This is a genomic window from Pauljensenia sp. 27098_8_83, assembly GCF_041432695.1.
GTDB lineage: Bacteria > Actinomycetota > Actinomycetes > Actinomycetales > Actinomycetaceae > Pauljensenia.
On record NZ_JAPWAD010000006.1, the window covers coordinates 70,676 to 89,299 of the forward strand.

General features: G+C 61.5%; 14 protein-coding genes and 5 tRNA genes. 15 read left to right on the top strand and 4 right to left on the bottom strand.

Features of this window, described 5'->3' with window-relative positions:
• Nucleotides 1–131: 131 nt before the first annotated feature.
• Nucleotides 132–2,243, bottom strand: coding sequence for a glycogen debranching protein GlgX (gene glgX / locus O3656_RS03910; RefSeq protein WP_500062713.1), 2,112 nt, complete (start codon nt 2,241–2,243; stop codon nt 132–134).
• 153 nt (nt 2,244–2,396) lie between these two features.
• Here glgX and O3656_RS03915 point away from each other — a divergent pair.
• The 6 genes from O3656_RS03915 to O3656_RS03940 all read left to right on the top strand — a co-directional run bounded on the left by O3656_RS03915 (nt 2,397) and on the right by O3656_RS03940 (nt 4,963).
• A tRNA-Gly gene (locus O3656_RS03915) sits at nt 2,397–2,469 on the top strand.
• 1 nt (nt 2,470) lies between these two features.
• Nucleotides 2,471–2,542 (top strand) — tRNA-Val (locus O3656_RS03920).
• Nucleotides 2,543–2,598: 56 nt separating this feature from the next.
• A tRNA-Gly gene (locus tag O3656_RS03925) sits at nt 2,599–2,671 on the top strand.
• Between the two features lie 34 nt (nt 2,672–2,705).
• A tRNA-Cys gene (locus O3656_RS03930) sits at nt 2,706–2,776 on the top strand.
• Nucleotide 2,777: 1 nt separating this feature from the next.
• Nucleotides 2,778–2,852, top strand: a tRNA-Val gene (locus O3656_RS03935).
• Between the two features lie 482 nt (nt 2,853–3,334).
• On the top strand, nt 3,335–4,963 hold the full coding sequence (locus O3656_RS03940) for a DUF5979 domain-containing protein (protein WP_500062714.1): 1,629 nt from the start codon (nt 3,335–3,337) through the stop codon (nt 4,961–4,963).
• Between the two features lie 218 nt (nt 4,964–5,181).
• Here O3656_RS03940 and O3656_RS03945 read toward each other — a convergent pair whose 3' ends face one another.
• The 3 genes from O3656_RS03945 to O3656_RS03955 all read right to left on the bottom strand — a co-directional run bounded on the left by O3656_RS03945 (nt 5,182) and on the right by O3656_RS03955 (nt 8,794).
• Entirely contained in the window at nt 5,182–6,960 is a 1,779-nt protein-coding gene (locus O3656_RS03945) for an alpha-glucosidase (RefSeq protein WP_500062715.1), read from the bottom strand.
• Between the two features lie 21 nt (nt 6,961–6,981).
• Nucleotides 6,982–7,893, bottom strand: a complete 912-nt coding sequence (locus O3656_RS03950) for an adventurous gliding motility protein AgmX (RefSeq protein WP_500062716.1) — start codon at nt 7,891–7,893, stop codon at nt 6,982–6,984.
• Between the two features lie 109 nt (nt 7,894–8,002).
• A complete protein-coding gene (locus O3656_RS03955) occupies nt 8,003–8,794 on the bottom strand; it encodes a hypothetical protein (RefSeq protein WP_500062717.1) in 792 nt (263 codons plus the stop codon).
• 71 nt (nt 8,795–8,865) lie between these two features.
• On the opposite strand from O3656_RS03955, the gene O3656_RS03960 reads away from it, so the two are divergent.
• The 9 genes from O3656_RS03960 (at nt 8,866) to O3656_RS04000 (ending at nt 18,618) form a co-directional block, all read left to right on the top strand.
• A complete protein-coding gene (locus O3656_RS03960) occupies nt 8,866–10,143 on the top strand; it encodes a carboxylate--amine ligase (RefSeq protein ID WP_500062718.1) in 1,278 nt (425 codons plus the stop codon).
• 103 nt (nt 10,144–10,246) lie between these two features.
• A complete protein-coding gene (locus O3656_RS03965; RefSeq protein ID WP_500062719.1) occupies nt 10,247–11,272 on the top strand; it encodes a lipid II:glycine glycyltransferase FemX in 1,026 nt (341 codons plus the stop codon).
• A 72-nt stretch (nt 11,273–11,344) separates the two neighbouring features.
• Nucleotides 11,345–13,378 carry a threonine--tRNA ligase gene (thrS, locus tag O3656_RS03970; RefSeq protein WP_500062720.1) on the top strand — a complete coding sequence of 678 codons (2,034 nt, stop codon included), beginning with the start codon at nt 11,345–11,347 and terminating at the stop codon, nt 13,376–13,378.
• Between the two features lie 5 nt (nt 13,379–13,383).
• Nucleotides 13,384–13,977, top strand: a complete 594-nt coding sequence (locus O3656_RS03975; protein WP_500062721.1) for an HIT family protein — start codon at nt 13,384–13,386, stop codon at nt 13,975–13,977.
• The gene (gene pgsA, locus O3656_RS03980; protein WP_500062722.1) at nt 13,977–14,603 is read left to right on the top strand and encodes a phosphatidylinositol phosphate synthase; all 627 of its coding nucleotides are present in this window, start codon (nt 13,977–13,979) and stop codon (nt 14,601–14,603) included. Before O3656_RS03975 ends, pgsA begins: the two co-directional genes overlap by 1 nt.
• Nucleotides 14,600–15,526: a phosphatidylinositol mannoside acyltransferase gene (locus tag O3656_RS03985; RefSeq protein ID WP_500062723.1), complete on the top strand. Its 927-nt coding sequence runs from the start codon at nt 14,600–14,602 to the stop codon at nt 15,524–15,526. The genes pgsA and O3656_RS03985 overlap by 4 nt, the downstream gene beginning before the upstream one ends.
• Nucleotides 15,523–16,701, top strand: a complete 1,179-nt coding sequence (locus tag O3656_RS03990; RefSeq protein ID WP_500062724.1) for a glycosyltransferase family 4 protein — start codon at nt 15,523–15,525, stop codon at nt 16,699–16,701. Before O3656_RS03985 ends, O3656_RS03990 begins: the two co-directional genes overlap by 4 nt.
• On the top strand, nt 16,698–17,321 hold the full coding sequence (locus tag O3656_RS03995; RefSeq protein WP_500062725.1) for a hypothetical protein: 624 nt from the start codon (nt 16,698–16,700) through the stop codon (nt 17,319–17,321). Before O3656_RS03990 ends, O3656_RS03995 begins: the two co-directional genes overlap by 4 nt.
• Before the next feature lies 1 nt (nt 17,322).
• Nucleotides 17,323–18,618 (top strand): PrsW family intramembrane metalloprotease, encoded by a 1,296-nt coding sequence (locus O3656_RS04000; RefSeq protein ID WP_500062726.1) that lies wholly within the window; start codon nt 17,323–17,325, stop codon nt 18,616–18,618.
• The last annotated feature ends 6 nt before the right edge of the window (nt 18,619–18,624 follow it).

Sequence of the window (18,624 nt, forward strand, 5' to 3'; positions counted from 1 at the left end):
GCACCGCGTTTTCATTCACAAATCAAATCGTACGGGTGTCCACACGCCTTTTGGGCCAGACGCGCCGCCAACCCCCAGGTCGATAAGTAGTCGGTACGCGTACCTGGAAGTTGGCGGCCTGCATTGGTCGTCTAGAGCCCGCGCGGGTTGCGCAGGATAAACGACGTGCGTGGCTTGACGTGCACGACGTCGCCCGAGTGATACTCAGCGCGATCATCGTCGCCCGCCGTATCGACGACGGTGTGCCAGATTTGACCGTACTTTGTGTCGGGGAGCGTGAAATCGACGGGCTCCGGAGCAGCGTTCAGAAGAAGCAGGAAATCGTCGTCGAGGATCCGGCGTCCGTTCGCGTCGGGTTCGCGGATGGCATCGCCGTTGTAGAACACCATCGTCGATCGCGCCCACGGCTGGTTCCATTCCTCTTCCGTCATGTGAGTGCCGGCGGGGGTGAACCACTCAATTTCACCGAGCTCTGACTCGCCACCGCGCTGGGCCGGGCCTTCGAGGAAGCGACGCCGACGCATGACCGGATGATCGCGGCGCAGGTGGATGAGATGACGGGTAAATTGCAGCAACTGGTGATCGTTCTCGTCCAGATCCCAGTTGATCCACGAAATCTCATTGTCCTGACAGTACGCGTTGTTGTTACCGCGCTGGGTGCGCCCGAGTTCATCGCCATGGGCGATCATGGGCACGCCCTGGGAGAACACGAGGGTCGTCAGGAAGTTGCGCTGCTGTCGGTAGCGCAACTCGATGATGTCTGGGTCGTCTGTGTCGCCCTCTGCGCCGCAGTTCCATGAACGGTTGTCGTTCGCGCCATCCGCGCCGCCTTCGAGGTTCGCCTCATTGTGCTTCTCGTTGTAGGACACGAGGTCACGCAGTGTGAAGCCATCGTGCGCAACCACGAAGTTGATGGATGCCATGGGCTTGCGGCCCGTCGAGCCATACAGGTCCGAAGACCCCGCGAGGCGCGAGGCGAAGTCGGGCAGCGAGGAGAACTCTCCGCGCCAGAAGTCGCGCACCGTATCGCGGTACCTGCCATTCCACTCGGACCAGAGGGGAGGAAAGCCGCCCACCTGGTAGCCGTCTGAGCCCACGTCCCAGGGCTCAGCGATCAACTTGACCTGTGAGACCACGGGATCCTGATGGATCAGATCGAAGAAGGCGGATAGGCGGTCGACCTCAGCGAACTGTCGGGCCAGGGTGGAGGCTAGGTCGAAGCGGAAACCATCGACGTGCATCTCCGTGACCCAATAGCGCAGCGAATCCATGATGAGTTGCAGGACCTGGGGGGAACTCATAAGGAGCGAGTTGCCCGTGCCCGTCGTATCGAAGTAGTGCTGGCGGTCTCCGTCGACGAGGCGGTAGTAGGAGGGATTGTCGATGCCGCGGAAGGAGAGGGTTGGCCCCATGTGGTTACCCTCTGCCGTGTGGTTGTAGACGACGTCAAGGATGACCTCAATGTCGGCTGCGTGCAGGGCCTTGACCATTGCCTTGAACTCGGAGACCTGTGCGCCCGGTTCGTTCGTCGCCGCGTAGCCATAATGCGGGGCAAAATAACCGATCGTGTTGTAGCCCCAGTAGTTCGACAGCCCCTTCGCCTGCAGGGTTGTGTCGTTCGTGAACTGCTGGATCGGCATGAGCTCGACCGTGGTGATGCCCAGCTTCTTTAGGTGCTCGATGATCGCTGGATGTGCCATGCCGGCGTACGTTCCGCGCAGTTCCTCCGGGACTTCCGGGTGGCGCATCGTCATGCCCTTGATGTGGGCCTCGTAGATGATCGACTCAGAGTAATCATGGCCGGGGCTATGGTCGCCTTCCCAGTCGAAGAAGGGGTTGACCACGACGGAATGCATCGTAGCGTCGGCGGAGTCACCACCCTTGAGAGTGAGAGGATCATCGGCCTGATAGGACAGGAGGTCGAGTGAATCGGTCAGCTGTCCCTCGATAGCCTTTGCGTAGGGATCAAGGAGGAGCTTCGAGGCGTCGCATCGTAGACCGTTGTGAGGATCCCACGGGCCGTCAATGCGGTATCCGTAGCGCTGTCCGGCCCGCACCTGCGGCACGTAGACGTGCCACACGTAGGCGTCGACCTCCGTCATGGGGATGCGCATTTCATTGAGATCATCATCCAAGAGACACAGCGTCACAGACGTTGCAACCGAGGAGTAGATCGCGAAGTTCGTACCGGTTCCGTCAAAGGTGGCACCCAGGGGGTAGGCCTTGCCAGGTCGCGTTTCCATACCGTCAAGCCTCCCACGAATATGTCGAGACGGGCGATAAACCGTGCAAAAATGATCATGTGACTTGGATAACGGCTGTTTGGTTTTGCGTTCTGGGTGGATCGTCTGTTAAGGTTTTACCCGTTGCGAAGAACGGTTGACGTTCTGAGAAACGCGGATGTGGCTCAGTTGGTAGAGCATCACCTTGCCAAGGTGAGGGTCGCGGGTTCGAGTCCCGTCATCCGCTCGGGCGATTGGCGCAGCGGGAGCGCGCTTCCCTGACACGGAAGAGGTCACTGGTTCGATCCCAGTATCGCCCACGGTCATCCTGGTAACAGGATCGGCGGGCTTTAGCCCGGCCGCACATGCGGTTCACGCGGATGTGGCTCAGTTGGTAGAGCATCACCTTGCCAAGGTGAGGGTCGCGGGTTCGAGTCCCGTCATCCGCTCTCAATCGGGAATCCACTCGATCCCATTGGGTGTGGTGGGTTGGCCGAGAGGCGAGGCAGCGGCCTGCAAAGCCGTATACACGGGTTCGAATCCCGTACCCACCTCGGGCGATTGGCGCAGGGGTAGCGCGCTTCCTTCACACGGAAGAGGTCACTGGTTCGATCCCAGTATCGCCCACCAGTTAGCCGGATCTGTCGATCCGGTTTTTCGTTTATCTGGCTCCCGCGTTCCGGTGGGAGTTTTGTCGTGTGTGGGTAGTGGGCGTGCGCTGTCGATTCTCGCTCCTCTGTCGTGTTGGGGTTCCTGATGGCGCGGTCGGCCCGCTGGATGAGCGTCGACTGTCCGCATGGTCGGGAGGCTTAGTGGCGCATCGGTTCGAGCTCAGTGTTTCCTGCTATCCGTTCGGTTTGTTTACTGAACAGTTGGTTCGTTTGTCGGATGCTCGTCACTGCCGTTTGTGGGGTGGCGACACGCCCGGACAACAAATTTTGTCAGTTTATAAAGTAGCTCCAAAACTTAGCGAGAATCGCTTTTGTCGATCCGGCCTTTTCCGGTGTTTTCAGAACGCGTTATTTCCATTCTTGACCGTATTGCAGGTGATTGGCATAGACTGATCCGGTATGCGGCGACGCCGTCGCTCATCCCGTTGACAGGAGTTTTCTATGGTTGCCCTGAAGCGCCGTCACTTCGGCGTCCTTCTTGCGACTTTCGCATTGGTTCTGAGTTTCTTTGGTCTGGCGCAGTTTGTTGGTGCCCAGGCCCCTGCGTCCGCGGCTCCCTTGAGCTGCCCGACGCCGACCACGGATGTGAGCGACAAGGTCACATTGGATTGGAACAACGCTCAGCTCGTGGACCACAGCGGTCGAGAGACCCACGCTGTTGGTGACTGGTGGGACCTGGGCATCAAGCTCCCGTGGCAGACTGAGGGGCGCGTGAAGGCGGGCGACTACTTCACCTACGACGCGTCGATCGTGAACTCCGCAACGGGTCAGAGCGTCCTGCGCCCTAACATTACCCGCCAGTTTGAGGTTATCTCCAATAGCGGTGTTGTCGTCGGCTGTGGTACCTGGGGCACTGACGGCAAGGTGACCGTCGTCTTCAACGAGAAGGTCGAGTCTGCCGCGCAGTGGTACGGCCACGTTTCTACGAACGGCCTCACCAACTACACGGGCCCCGGAGATGAGACCTACACGGTGAAGCTGGGTAAGAAGGTGGAGCGCGAGCTGACCATGCTGCGCCGTACGCCCGGCGTGGCGCGCTACCAGAAGGATGGGTGGCTGACCCTTCCCGAGAACTCGGATGGCGACGAAAACCAGGCCATTATGTGGCGTGTCGTCTTCCCTGCGGGCAATGCAGCTGTCTCCGGCGCGTCGATCGTCGATGAGGTCCCCGCGGGCTCCAACTGGAACTTCAACTGCGATGTCGTGAACGAGTACACGAAGAACCACACCTACCTCGTCACCGATCCGACGACGTCCGCCGGTCTGAGCCAGGGTAACGATACGTCGCACGGCGCTTTCGGTGCCGCTGCGCAGGTCGACTGCACCTCGACCAAGGTGACTGTGACGCTCGCCGAGATCCCGGCGAACCAGTCCGCCATCATCCTCCTGCCCGGTCACGTCCAGGGCGCGAAGCGTGCTGGTGACATCAATGGTCTCTTCTCGAATACCGTCAACTTCAATGTCGCGGGCGTGAAGATTACTGAACCCATCACGAAGGTTCTGCGCTACGGGGCGTCCGCCGATGCGTACGCACACCAGACCTTCTCGGTGACCAAGAAGGTGGAGGGTGACCTTCCTGAGTCCGCGAAGGACCTCGAGTACACTCTCTCAATTACCCTGAAGAATGATGCTGATCCTTCGGTGAACAAGACGTTCGAGGCGACCCTCAAGGCGGGCGAAACCTACACCTACCCGACGTCTCTGCCGCTGGGGACTGTCGTCACGGTCTCTGAGGGTGACCTGCCCGCCGGTGCTGATATCACTTGGGTCGATGGCGAGAGCCGTGTCTTCGAGACCGCCGATGGTGTCACCCTCTCGGCGGACAATCGTGAGGCTACCTTCACCCTGAGCGATGACCAGGTCTACTCGCTGACTCTCACCAACGTTCTGGCTCCGACGCCGACCCCGTCGGCCACGCCCTCGACCCCTGCTCCGACGCCGTCGGCTACACCGTCGCCTGCCCCGCAGCTGGCGAAGACCGGTACTGATGCGGCTGGCCTTGGCGTCCTGGCTGGCATTGTCGCCATCGCGGGTCTGTCCCTCGTGGCCGCCAAGCGCCGCAGCCACTGATCGCGAAGAGGACTCGGCGCGCGTGAGCGCCTATCGGTGGGCGGGATGAGCAATGCTCGTCCCGCCCACCTTTATCTTCCGTTGTGATGTGTCGGGTGCCGAGTAGATGCGAGAGTGGTGAAATAGCAGGGCAAGCGCGGGCTGGCTATTCGCTGGGCTACGGGCGCAACCCCATGGATATGCGTGGATAATGATGCGCCCCCTACCATGTTTTCCAATTATGAGGGGGCTGTAGTGCGCACGTAGACGCGAGCCTCCCACGGTCTCATCGATGCGCATGGGGGGAGGGAACAATCCTCCTCGTTCTGCCCGTCAGGAGAACCACCTGCACGGGGCTCGTCCACATTGCCCAGATACAGTGCCCAGCGTGACGGCGTCCACGCCTCGTCGGGGGAGGGGAAGTGCGGCGTACGTGCAGTGCCCGAGAGGTTCACCATCACGAGAACCTCGCTTTGTGACGTGCGGCGACAGTACGTGAAGAGCGCCGGATCACCGACGTCAATGCGGTCGAATGTGCCGTCGGTCAGCGCCGGAATACGATGGCGAGCATCGATCAGCGCCTTGTAATACGACAGTACCGATGTGGGATCTGGAACCTGCGCTGCGACGTTAATGGAAGAAGCTGACGGCGGGATGTCAATCCAGGGATCGGCTGAAGTGAAACCGGCGGCGGGGGAGTCGTCCCACTGCATGGGGGTGCGCCCGTTATCGCGCGACATAGCCGCCACACCGGCAGGCACGTGGTCGCCGCTGAAACTAGCCAAATAGTTGAGGGATTCAACGTCACGGAAATCGGAGGGTGCTGAGAAAGAACCTCCGAGCATCCCGATTTCCTGACCCTGATAGATGAAAGGCGTTCCGCGCTGCAGGAAATACGCGGTCGCGAGGGCCGTTGCAGAGTCTCGCCAATACGCCTCAGGATCACCGAACCGGGCGACCGAACGTGGCTGATCATGGTTCTCCAGATACAGAGCGTTCCAGCCGCGTTCCCCGAGCGTCTCCTGCCAACGCGTGAAGACATCGGCGAGCTCGCCCTCCTGAAGGGGGTGAGGTGAGAACTTCCCGTCTTCGAGCCCCAGATTCATGTGTTCAAACTGAATGAGCATGTTGAACTCACCGCGCTCTGGTGCGCAGAACAGCAGCGCGGACTCAGGAGATGCATTCGAGGCCTCGCCGACCGTGAAGGTGCCCGGGTGATGGGCGAACGTTCGCGCGTTCATCTCCTGCAAGAACTCGTGCAGGCGAGGGCCATCTGCGTAGAGCTCATGCCCGACTCCGAATGGGGCGCGAGCCGGGCCACCATCGGGGAGCTCCGGCACCTTGGAAATGACGTCGATGGCGTCGACCCGGAAACCATCAACGCCACGGTCCAGCCACCAGTTCATCATCTCGTAGACGGCTTCGCGCACCCGTGGGTTCTCCCAGTTCAGATCCGCCTGCTCGCGGGCGAAAAGGTGCAGATAATACTGTCCCGAATCCGGGTCAAATTCCCAGGCTGATCCTCCGAAAAACGACTCCCAGTTGTTCGGCTCCGCACCGGGCGTTCCAGGCTCCGTGCCAGGGCGTGCGTCACGCCAGTAATACCAGTCACGGCGCGGTGAATGAACGGACGAGGCAGACTCAAGAAACCACGGGTGCTCGATCGACGTGTGGTTGACGACGAGATCCATCACAATGCGCATACCGAGCTCATGGGCACGTGCGACCAGACGATCGAAGGCCGCGAGGTCCCCGAAAAGCGGATCAATATCGCGGTAGTCCGAGATGTCGTAGCCGTTGTCGGCCTGCGGCGAACGGTAGATCGGGGAAATCCACACGATGTCGATCCCGAGATCCGCCAGGTAGTCCAACCGCTGATAGACGCCCTCTAGGTCACCAACTCCATCCCCGTTCGTGTCCTGATACGAACGGGGATAGATCTGGTAGAGAACCGCGTTTGTCCACCACGTTTGTGCTTCGTAGCGTGCGGAAGGAAGCAGTTCCGGACGGTACAGCATCGCTTGTGCTCGCTGCCAGGCTTACTTGTGTTCGATGGTCGACCAGGCCTCGTACAGCCCGGAGTCCTGGTGGTAGACGGCCGTGCATGTGAAGTTGTAGATACCCGTCTCGCCGGTGATCAGTGTGCCGTTAATTTGGCCCTTGGAGATGTATTGCTTCTCTCCCTTGGAATTCACGCCGTCGCGTTCGACGGTCCAGTTTTCCAGCTTGCCCTGTTGAACGAACTGTGTCATCGCATTCTTGCACTCAGATTTCACGCCGTATTCCTCGTCAACGGACACGGTGCTTGACGAGCTAGCGCTCTGAGACGGCGTCGGCTTGGAGGAGGCGCTGGAGGAAGGCGAGGATTGGCTCGGTGTCGGCTTTGAAGAGGAGGACGTCGACGGTTGAGAGGTCGAGGACGGTGAAGCTGACGGGGTAGTGCTGGTCGAGGTCGTCGGCGAGGCGCTGGGCGAGGCCGAGGAGTCGTCAGAGGAATCCCCCCTGTTCAGTGCGATGATTGCAATGACGGCAATGAGTATCACAACGATGACAGCGGCGATCGCACCGATAATGAGGCCGGTATTTGGCCCTTTCTTTTTCGGCTGTCCGCCATAGGGGCTTGCCGGGAACTGACCCGGAGGATAATAACCCTGCTGCTGTGCGTAGCCGGGCTGAGCCTGCCCATATCCGCCTGCGGTCGGCATTTGTTGGGTTGCTTGTTGGCCGTAGTTGGCTGCCGGCATTTGTTGGGTTGCTTGTTGGCCGTACCCGCCTACGGCCGGCATTTGTTGGGTTGCTTGTTGGCCGTAGTTGACTGCCGGCAACTGTTCGGTCGGTTGTTGGCCGTAGTCAACGGCTGGCAACTGTTCTGTCGGTTGTTGTTCAGTAGAGTACTGGCCGTTGTTATCGCCGTTAAGAGGTTGCTGATTGGGGTCGTACGGGTTGGACATGAGGACTCCCTGAAGTTGATAGTGGTAGAAGTCTGGTGAGTGCGGCCGATCTCGCCCGTGGCCGGAGACCGAAGAAGTAGCGGGACAGGCTGCAGCACAGGCTCGTTGATTACTGGAATGTTGTCTCGATCAAACCCGTCGCCGGGTCATAGTCTGCCTTGCAGTTGAAGTCGCCATTGACGGCCTCGTTGGTTGAGGCTTTCCTGCCGGTCACGCGACCCGTGTACTCGTAGGTTTGCTTACTGGAGGTCGAGGAAACCAAGGTGATCTGCTGATCCGTGATAGACGCGCCCTTGATCGCCGCGTTGATCTGGCTGTCGCAGGTGGACATGATCCTCGATTCGACATCGGGGTCGGATCCGCCATTCGACCCCTTCGAGCCCTTGGAGGAGCCCGTACCGGTGCCAGATCCCGACGTCGGTGACGGCTTGGAGCCGTAGGTGGGCGACGAGGAAGGCTGGCTCGTGGGCTTCGATCCGTATGACGGAGAGCTTGACGATGTGGGTGAGGGGCTTGCTGAACGGTCGTCTTGAGAGGACGACGAGCTGTATCCGAATACAAGATAGATGACTGTCGCTACGACGAGGGCAGCGACAAAAGAACCGGCAATGATCGCAAAGATCTTCCCGTTGTTGGAACCCGAAGGCTGCGGGCCCATCGGGCCGCCCGAGTAGGCGGGTTGGCCGTACGGGGAAGCGCCGTACCCGCCCTGAGGGGACTGCTGGGAGTATCCGCCCTGCTGATATGCACCTTGCTGGTAGCCTCCCTGCTGGTTTCCTCCCTGAGGGTAGCCTCCCTGCTGGTTTCCTCCCTGAGGGTAGCCTCCCTGATGGGGGTATCCGCCTGCTCCCTGCTGAGGCTGGAAGGGCTGTTGATTATGCTGCGAAAATGGCGAACTCATAGCGAACTTTCGTAGAGGTGAGAGAGGTCTCAGGGATAGTTCTGTATCCTACCAGGCGCTAGGCTTATGGCATGACAATCGACTACCTGGCCCGGCCTCGCCCCCTGTCGCCCCGCGACGATATTCTGCCTGTCATCATTGGCGGAGACTTCGGCGTGTATGGAATCGGGCGCTGTTTCAACGAAGCATTCGGTTGCCGATGCATCTGCGTCGGGTCCCAACCCACGGAGTCGATCACACGGTCACACTTTTTCGATGTCCGACACGTGAGCGCCCACGCGAGCGATGCACAGCTCCTCGACGTCCTGATGAGCATCGCCGGTGAGCATGCGGACAAGAAACTTATCCTGATGGCGAACCATGACATCTTCTCCGCGTTCGTCGCCCGCAATATGGAGGCGCTTTCGAGGCACTACGCCGTGCCTTTCCCGACCGAAGAGGTCATGGATCGACTCACTGATAAGGAAGAGTTTGCGCGCGCGTGTGAGCGCGCGGGGATTGACTCGCCGGGCACGGTCGCGGTCGATTTTTCCGGCGTTGACGACGAGGCCTGGGTTGCCCCGGACATTCCGTTCAGTTTCCCGGTCGTCGCCAAGTCCGCAAAGGGCGAGCCCTACGACGTTCTCGATTTCGACGGCAAGCGCAAGATCTGGTTCATTGATACGCCGGAGGAGCTGGCGCAACTCTGGAAGACCCTGAAGGATGCAGGCTTCCGCGATACTTTCCTGGTCCAGGAGCTGATCCCCGGGGACAACACGGCGATGCGATCGATCACCGCTTATGTCGACTCGCGTGGGAAGGTCACCCTCATCGGTTCGGCCCGCGTCCTACTGGAGGATCACGCCCCCACAATGATCGGCAACCCGGTTGCCATGATCACCGAAGACTTCCCCCAGCTGTGGGCCGACGCATGCGCGCTGCTCACCGAGAACGGGTATCGCGGATTCGCGAACTTCGACGTGAAGATCGACCCTCGCGACGGGCGCGCCCTCTTCTTCGAGGTCAACCCTCGAATCGGCCGTAACAACTGGTACATGGCCGCTGCCGGCGCGAATCCGATGATTCCCATGGTCGCAGACCTTATCGATGGGAAGGAATGCGAGCAGGTCCAGGCGAAGGACGAGATCCTGTACACCCTCGTCCCGGATTCCCTGCTCCTGCACTACATCACGGACCCCGAGCTGCGCAAGCGTGTCAAGCGCATCATCCGGGAGGGGCACCGCTTCGACCTGCTCCTGAACCCGACGGAGAAGGATCTGCGCCGTAATCTCACTGTTTGGCTGCAGAAGCAGAACCATCGTCGTAAGTTTGCCCGCTACTATCCGGAGCCCACGGAGACGTCCTACTGACGTCGTGGCTCTTCCGTGCGCTGCCCCGGCCTCGTCGGCGGGGGAGTAGGCCCTGATAGACTGACACCCTACGCGACCGATATTTCCGACCAACGAGGACACCATGACGACAACCGCACTCGTGCCCATTTCCAAGGACGATAAGATCGCTGCGGTCTCTGGCTTCCAGGACCGTTCACTTCCCATCGAGCAGGCGTGCGTGTGGGAGGCGTTCGAGGAGTCCCAGGGACACGGGGTGTGGGGCCGCTACGCGTGGTGCGAGGATGACGCGAAGATCGCGTTCATCACGCTCTATAAGTACTCCGTGCGCGGCGTCCACTACCTGTGGGCCAAGTGGGGACCGGCGTGGGTGAAGGAAGCGACCCCCGAGCGCGAAGCGGCTCTGCGTGCCGACCTCCTGCGTGAGATCAAGGCGAAGGACAAGTCGGTTGCCTTTGTGCGCCTTCATGCCATCTACCAGCACCCCGATCTGTGCATGCCGCTGCAGACAATCTCCTACGACCGTACCGTCGTCATCGACACCAGCGGCAAGACCGAGGAGGCAATCCTCGCCGCCATGCCCAAGGCCGGCAAGCGCTCCATCCGCTCGGGCCTGAAGAAGGGCAAGGCCCAGGGCGTGACCTTCCACGAGGACACCGCGAACGCGGCCGAGGTCATCGACGAGTACTACGCCGTCATGGAGGAGACCGCCCAACGTGACGGATTCCGCCCGCATCCCAAGGATTACTACCTCACGCTCCTGACGATCCTCGGCCCCAAGCACGCGCGTATCTTCTCGATGCGTGACGCCGAGGGCGACATCCTCTGCTGGGACTTCTGCCTCGTCGAGGGAATCCGCGCGCAGGCAGAGTACGGCGCCTCCACTGAGGGCGGCCGACGCCTGCGTCAGCCCCCGGTCCTGGACTTCCTGGCCGCCGAATTCCTCGCCCGCGACGGCGTGCGCGAATTCGACCTTATGGGTGCCCACTCGCCGCGCTGCCCCGAGCTCTACAGCGTCGGCAAGTACAAGAGCGCCTTTGCCTCGCACTTCACAGACGTTCCCGGCGGATGGGACATGCCGATCAAAAAGGCGACCTACCGGGCCCTCAGCGCGGCGAAAGCCGTCAAGGACTGGCGTGCCCGCTCCTGAAGCGTTCGCGCCACAGGGATAGAATCCCAGTAACAACACAATCTCGCGTACCTCATGAAACTAGGAGACACAGTGCCCGATATCTCGCTCGTCATTGACGGACATGAACAAACCGTACCGGCGGGGACCACGGGCACGACGTGGTTCGAGAAGTCTCGCGATGTCGTCGCTATCAAGGTTGACGGAACTCCGCGCGACCTCGAAACCCCCTTCGAGGAGGGCACGACCGTCGAGGCCATCACGCTGGCTAGCGAGGACGGCCTGAACATCCTGCGCCACAGCGCCACCCACGTGCTCGCCCAGGCCGTCCAGGACGTGTTCCCCGACGTCAACCTCGGCATCGGCCCCTTCATCACCGACGGTTTCTACTACGACTTCGGCAACATCGACGCGGTCACGCCCGAGCTGCTGCGTGAACTCGAGAAGCGCATGAAGCGCATCGTCAAGGAGGGGCAGCGCTTCGTGCGCCGCGAAATCTCCGAAGAGGAGGCCACCCGCGAGCTGGCCGCTCAGCCCTACAAGCTTGAGCTCGTCACCACCAAGGGCAAGGGCGCCGAGGGTGCCTCCGTCGAGGTTGGCGGTGCCACGCTCACCATGTACGACAACGTCCGCCGCGACGGCTCCGTCGCGTGGAAGGACCTGTGCCGCGGTCCCCACCTGCCCTCCACCAAGCTCATCGGTAACGGCTTCGCGCTGACCAAGGCTTCGGCTGCCTACTGGAAGGGCGACCAGTCGAACGATCAGCTCCAGCGCATTTACGGCACCGCCTGGGCCTCCAAGGAGGACCTCGTCGCCTACCAGGAGCGCATCAAGGAGGCCGAGCGCCGCGACCACCGTCGCCTCGGCGCCGAGCTGGACCTATACTCCTTCCCCGAGGAAATCGGCCCCGGCCTCGTCATCTTCCACCCCAAGGGCGGCATCCTGCGCCACGAGATCGAGTCCTACGTGACCGACCGACACAAGTTGGCCGGCTTCGACTTCGTGCACACCCCCGAGATCTCCAAGGGCGGACTCTTCCACACGTCGGGTCACCTGCCCTACTACGCGGACACGATGTTCCCGCCCATGCTCGTCGACGAAGAGCGCGATGAGGACGGCAACGTGACCAAGGCAGGCCAGGAGTACTACCTCAAGGCCATGAACTGCCCGATGCACAACCTCATCTTCCGTTCGCGCGGCCGCTCCTACCGTGAGCTGCCCCTGCGCTTCTACGAGCTGGGCCACGACTACCGTTACGAGAAGAGCGGTGTCGTTCACGGCCTGACCCGCATGCGCGGCTTCACGCAGGACGACTCGCACACCTACTGCACCCCCGAGCAGGCCTCGGAGGAGATCCGCAGCCAGATCGAGTTCTTCCTGTCGATCCTGTCGGCCTTCGGCCTCAAGGACTTCTACCTCGAGCTGTCCACGCGCGACGAGGACGGCAAGAAGAAGGATAAGTTCATCGGCTCGGACGAAGACTGGGCGGCCGCCACGAAGGCCCTCGAGGATGCCTGCGCCGCAACCGGTCTCGACCTCGTTCCCGATCCGGGTGGTGCCGCCTTCTACGGCCCCAAGGTCTCCGTCCAGGTCAAGGACGCGATCGGCCGCACCTGGCAGATGTCGACGATTCAGTATGACTTCAACCAGCCCGAGCGTTTCGACCTCGAGTACACGGCGGCCGACGGTAGCCGTCAGCGCCCCGTGATGATCCACTCTGCGAAGCTTGGCTCCGTTGAGCGCTTCATCGGCGTCCTCACCGAGCACTACGCGGGTGCGTTCCCGGCGTGGCTCTCGCCCGTTCAGGTCCGCCTCATCCCCGTCGCCGAAGCCTTCGACGGATACGTCAAGGACGTCGCCGCCAAGCTACGCGAGCGCGGCGTGCGCGTTGAGACCGACCTGTCCGATGACCGCTTCGGGAAGAAGATCCGCAACGCCTCCAAGGACAAGGTTCCCTTCACGCTCATCGCGGGTGGCGAGGACGTCGAGGCGGGAGCGGTTTCCTTCCGCCTGCGTGACGGTTCGCAGCATAACGGCATTGCTGTTGACCGCGCGATCGAGCTGATTGTGTCGCACATCGAGGCGCGTAACAACGCGGATCAGATCGACGGTCTCGACGAAGCGTGAGAGACATGAGCCGCGACGCCGATCCCGATGCGATCGGTATTACGAACGGCCCGTTGCCGACCGAGGACGCCCGCTCGCTGGCGGGCGTCCCGGACGGCTTCGGTCGCTTCTGGACCCCCTATCGGATGGCTTACATCCGCGGTGAGGGGAAGCCTTCAGAAGCCTCGGATGTCGGCTGCCCGTTTTGTACGGCACCCGGCAAAGACGACCAGACTGGCCTGATTGTCCACCGCGGACGTACGTGCTTCGTCCTCATGAACCTGTTCCCCTACAACTCGGGGCACCTGCTCGTGTGCCCGTATCGGCATGTTTCCGACTACACGGAGCTCACCGATGAGGAACGCGTCGAGTTGGGTGACCTTACGGCCACCGCGATGCGAGTGACGCGGGCTGTTGCTGCGCCAGCAGGTTTCAACCTCGGCATGAACCAGGGAGAGGTCGCCGGGGCAGGAATCGCCGCGCACCTCCATCAGCACGTTGTTCCCCGCTGGCTGGGAGACGCCAACTTTCTGCCGATTATCGCTCAGACGAAGGCTGTCCCCGAGCTGCTTGAGGACGCTCGCGCCCGGCTGGCCGCTGCCTGGCCCAAGGAGAACTGATGCTCGGAAATCACGGACGTTCTATCACGAGGGCCGTCTTTACACCGCTCGCGCGTGTTCTCGCGCGCGCGGGGGTAACCCCCAACATGGTGACCGTCGCGGGAACGGTCGCGACTGTCGCCATCGCGGTCATCTGCATCCCGCAGGGGTGGATCTGGCAGGGAGGCATCGCTCTCGCGGTCGTGATGTTCGGCGATTCCGTCGATGGGACGCTCGCGCGTATGACGACGGGAGGCACCCGTTTTGGTGCCTTCCTTGACTCGACGCTTGACCGTCTGGGTGATGGTGCCGTGTTTGGATCGCTTACTGCTTACGCGGTCTTTCACATGGACAACTCGTCCGTTCGTACGTGGACGATCATTGCCGGTATCTGCTCGATCGTCGGTGCAGCCGCCGTTCCTTACGCACGCGCCCGCGCGGAGTCCGTTGGAGTTGTCGCCAAACTGGGGATCGCCGAGCGAACCGACCGGCTCATCATCGGTATGGGAACGGCCATGCTGATGAGCCTCGGCCTGCCGGAGTGGGTGTTCGCGTGCGGCCTGACGTGGGTTGCGTTCGCCTCATTCGTCACGGTGTGCCAGCGCATTTGGTTTACCGCTCGCCACATTGACGAAGGAGCCCAGTGAGTTTCTCGCCCCTGTCACTCGCTTTTTCCGTTGCGCCACGCCTTCCGCTACGCCTTGTCATACGCATGGCGGATACGGGTGCATCGATCGCTGCGAGACGTGGGGGAGCCATGATCGAGCGGCTGCGCTCCAACATGGCTCGTTTGACCGGAATTGATCCATCGGATGCGCAGGTGCGCGATGCGGTTCGCTCCCACATCCGCAACTACGCCGAGCAGCTGATGCTCGGATCACGTCGCGGCGCACCATTGCTTGAGGGCGTGTCCTTTGAAGGGTTCGAGGCCTTGGTACAGGCGAGCGAGGATGGGCCTGTCGTCCTCGCTCTGGGGCATTCGGGCAGCTGGGACCGCGCGGGTGCTTGGGTCTGCGCGCACGGTCGTGGCATCGTTACCGTGGCCGAGAAAGTTGAACCTCCCAGTCTCTTCGATCGTTTTGTCGCTCTGCGCGAGGGACTGGGCATGGAAATTATCGGCGTCGCGAAGGGCGAATCGGTGTTCTCGACGCTCATGGAGCGCGTTCGCGGACGCAGCGTGATTGTGCCGCTTCTGGCGGATCGAGACATTTCCGGCTCGGGTATTGAAGTCGATTTAGGGACGCGGCGGGCGCTCGTCGCGGCAGGGCCGGCCGCCCTAGCAACAAAGCTCGAACGCCCGCTTTTTGCGGCGTGCATTACCTACGAGAATGAGAGCGCAACGGGGGCTGACGTGCGCGTGCGCTGCGTCGGGCCGATCACCGTCGGTGAAGAGGAACGCCCGGGGTTCAACCGCGTCGAGGCTCTCACGCAGGCGTGGGTGGAACAGTTTGCCGCCATGATGGCTTCGAAGCCTCAGGACTGGCACATGATGCAGAGGGTGTTTGTCGAAGACCTTGACCCCGAACGGCTTGCACGCGCGAGGGCCGAGCACGAGAGGAAGAATCGATGAAGATCGGGATCGTGAACCCGTACTCCTGGGACGTGCCCGGGGGAGTGGGCTTTCATATTCGTGACCTTGCGCTGAAGCTTCGTTCGCGCGGCCACGATGTGCGGGTGCTGACCCCTTCAACATCCGATGACCTGCCCGAGTGGATTACATCCGCCGGCTCCTCTGTGTCTATTCCCTTCAACGGGTCGGTTGCAAATATTTCCATCAAGCCCAAGGCTCTCGCGCGCACCCGTCGGTGGCTCGCGGACAACGACTTCGATGTGGTGCACGTTCACGAACCCGTCGTGCCTTCGGTGTCGATGGCTGCCGCGATGCTCTCGAGTGCACCTCTCGTGGGTACGTTCCATGCAGCACTCGGACGCTCAGTATCTCGCGCGATTGCGTCGGCTCCGATGCGCCTGTACATGGAACGCATTGGCGTGCGCATCGCTGTCTCAGAAGAGGCTCGACGCACCCTGATTGAGCACCATGGGGGAGACGCCGTCATTATCCCGAACGGCGTGGAAACGGCATCGTTCCGCACGGCGCAGCCCCTGGACCAGTGGGTTGCGACGGACGAACGACCGGTCATCGTGTTCCTTGGCCGCCTTGATGAGCCGCGCAAGGGACTGGGTATTTTCGCGGGTGCGATCGAGTCTGTCCTCGAGCGCGTTCCAGGCACCCGTTTCTTGATCGCGGGGCGCGGAGATGCCCCCGATATTCGCGCGACTGTGGCACGTTTCGGAGATTCAGTCTCGTTCCTGGGTGGAATCAGCGATGAGGAGAAGGAATCCCTCCTCGCCGGAGCGTCGATCTATGTGGCTCCGCAAACCGGCGGGGAGTCCTTCGGTATTGTCCTTGTCGAGGCCATGGCGGCCCGAACCACCGTTGTTGCCTCCGATATTCCAGCGTTCCGAGCCGTTTTGGAGGATGGTCGAGCAGGCGCACTCTTCGAGACCGGTAACAGCGACTCCCTTGCCTCAGTCCTGACGGACCTGCTGGGTGATCGCGAGCGCCTCGACGCCCTCGCGGATGCGGGTCAGCGCGCGTCCGCTCAGTACGACTGGGAGGTCGTCGCGGATAAGGTCTTTGAGGTCTACAAGCTCGCCATCGACATGGGCAGTCCTGCAGATTCGGGTTCGAGGCGGGCGCTCGATCTGATTCGTGGCCGTGATGACGAGGAGAACCCCCGATGATTCATGTCTCGCCTTGGACGGTTGTTCTCGCCTGCGTGTGCGTCATCGTGGCAGCCCTCGTCGCGGGCGTCGCCATCACGCGTGCGCGTCGGCTCGATCGCCTGCATCAGCGAATCCTCGCATCGCGCGACGCGCTCTCTCGTCTGCTGTTGCGTCGCGCCTCGGAGGCGGAACTGCTGGCTCACGCAGCCAGCCTTGAAAGCGCCGGTGGCCCCAGCCTCGTCGATGCCGCACGCGCGTATATCCAAGACGGTGGCGATCAGCTGACGACAGACGGACTCGACCGGCGCACGAGTGCGCAGCGTCAGGCGGATCGCGTCGAGGTGAGTGCTCGGCTGGAGCGAGCGTCGGCATTGACGCGTGCGATCCGGGAAATGCTCACACCGGACGTGCGTGCGCGGATTGAAGAGGACCCGCAAGCAAAAGCGCGACTCGAGGCACTCGACGCGACGTGTTACCGCATCGAACTAACCCGAAACGTCCACAACGTCGATGTAGCGGGAGTCCGTGCTCTGCGTTCCGCACGAATGGTAAAATTACTTCGGCTCGCCGGACACGCGCCGGTGCCCGAGCCTATTGACTTTGATGACGACACACATATCGGCGGACGGGGATACTGACATGAACACGACCCACTGGGGAGGGCCGGGAGAAGACTATCGCCTGAAGAAAATCAGCAGCGTCAACGTCGACATGGTGAACGGCATGTCCACGCCTGCCCCCGACGATGCCGCGCCCGTGTGGCAGACGCCGAAGGCACGGCATTCGTTTCCGTGGCTCGAGGTCATCATCGCGACGGTCAGTACTATCGGTTTCGTTGCGCTCGTTATCTTCTGGCTGAGCCCGGCGTCATCGGGTGTCGTATCCCTTGTTCGGACGAGCCTTCTCGCCGTCGTGCCTCTCCTTATCGTCGTCAGCTTCATCCTGCTCATCGACCGCTGGGAGCCTGAGCCGTGGAAGACGAAGGGAGCTCTCTTTCTCTGGGGAGCGGGGGTTGCCACTATTTCTGCCGGTATCTTGAACACGGCCCTTCAGGAAAACATCATCCTCTCGCTCGGTGATGTCAATCAATCCAACGCACTCGCCGCTACCTTTATCGCCCCACTCATCGAAGAGACCCTCAAGGGGTTGGGTGTTCTCATCGTCGTCGTCGTGCGTCGAACCAACATCAATTCGATTATCGATGGCGTCGTCTACGCGGGTTTTTCTGCCTGTGGATTCATGTTTGCCGAGGACATCCTGTACTTCCTCAGGGTCGATGATCCCGCTGATAACAGTCTCCTGTTTACCTTCATTATGCGTGGAATCGCCAGCCCCTTCGTGCACGCCATGGCGACCTCGATGACGGGTATCGGCCTCGCGCTGGCGCTCATCAAGTTCAAGCGCGGCTGGTCCAAGACCGGCATTGTCCTGGTGTTCTGGTTCTTCGCGATGGTCATCCACTTTGTATGGAACGGAACCGCGTCGTTCCTGGGTCAATACTTCTTCCTGATCTATCTCGGGATCGAAGTTCCAGCCTTCTTGGTCTGGGCGATCACGCTCATCATTTTGTCCCGGAAGGAAGCCGAGAAGATCCGCGTCGGACTCGTCCCGTACGTGCGTACCGGGTGGCTTATTCCTGGCGAGGTCACGATGGCCACGGACAGGCGAGCGCGCAGGGCTGCCCTCAAGTGGGCACGCAGTGGCGGACGCGAGGCCAAGCGAGCCATGCGGTCCTTCCTCGTCAACCTCGCCTCGCTGGGCATGGATCAGCGACTCATGGCCAAGCATGGTCCTGACCGCGCACGCATCGATAACGATCAGCGCATGCTGGCCGAGGCCGTCGAGAATAGGCGCGAATTCTTGCGTCTGACGTCCATCGCCGAGCAGCAACAGGACGTGACCGACGCCGTTTCCCGCCTCGCACAGGCACGCTAAGAAAGA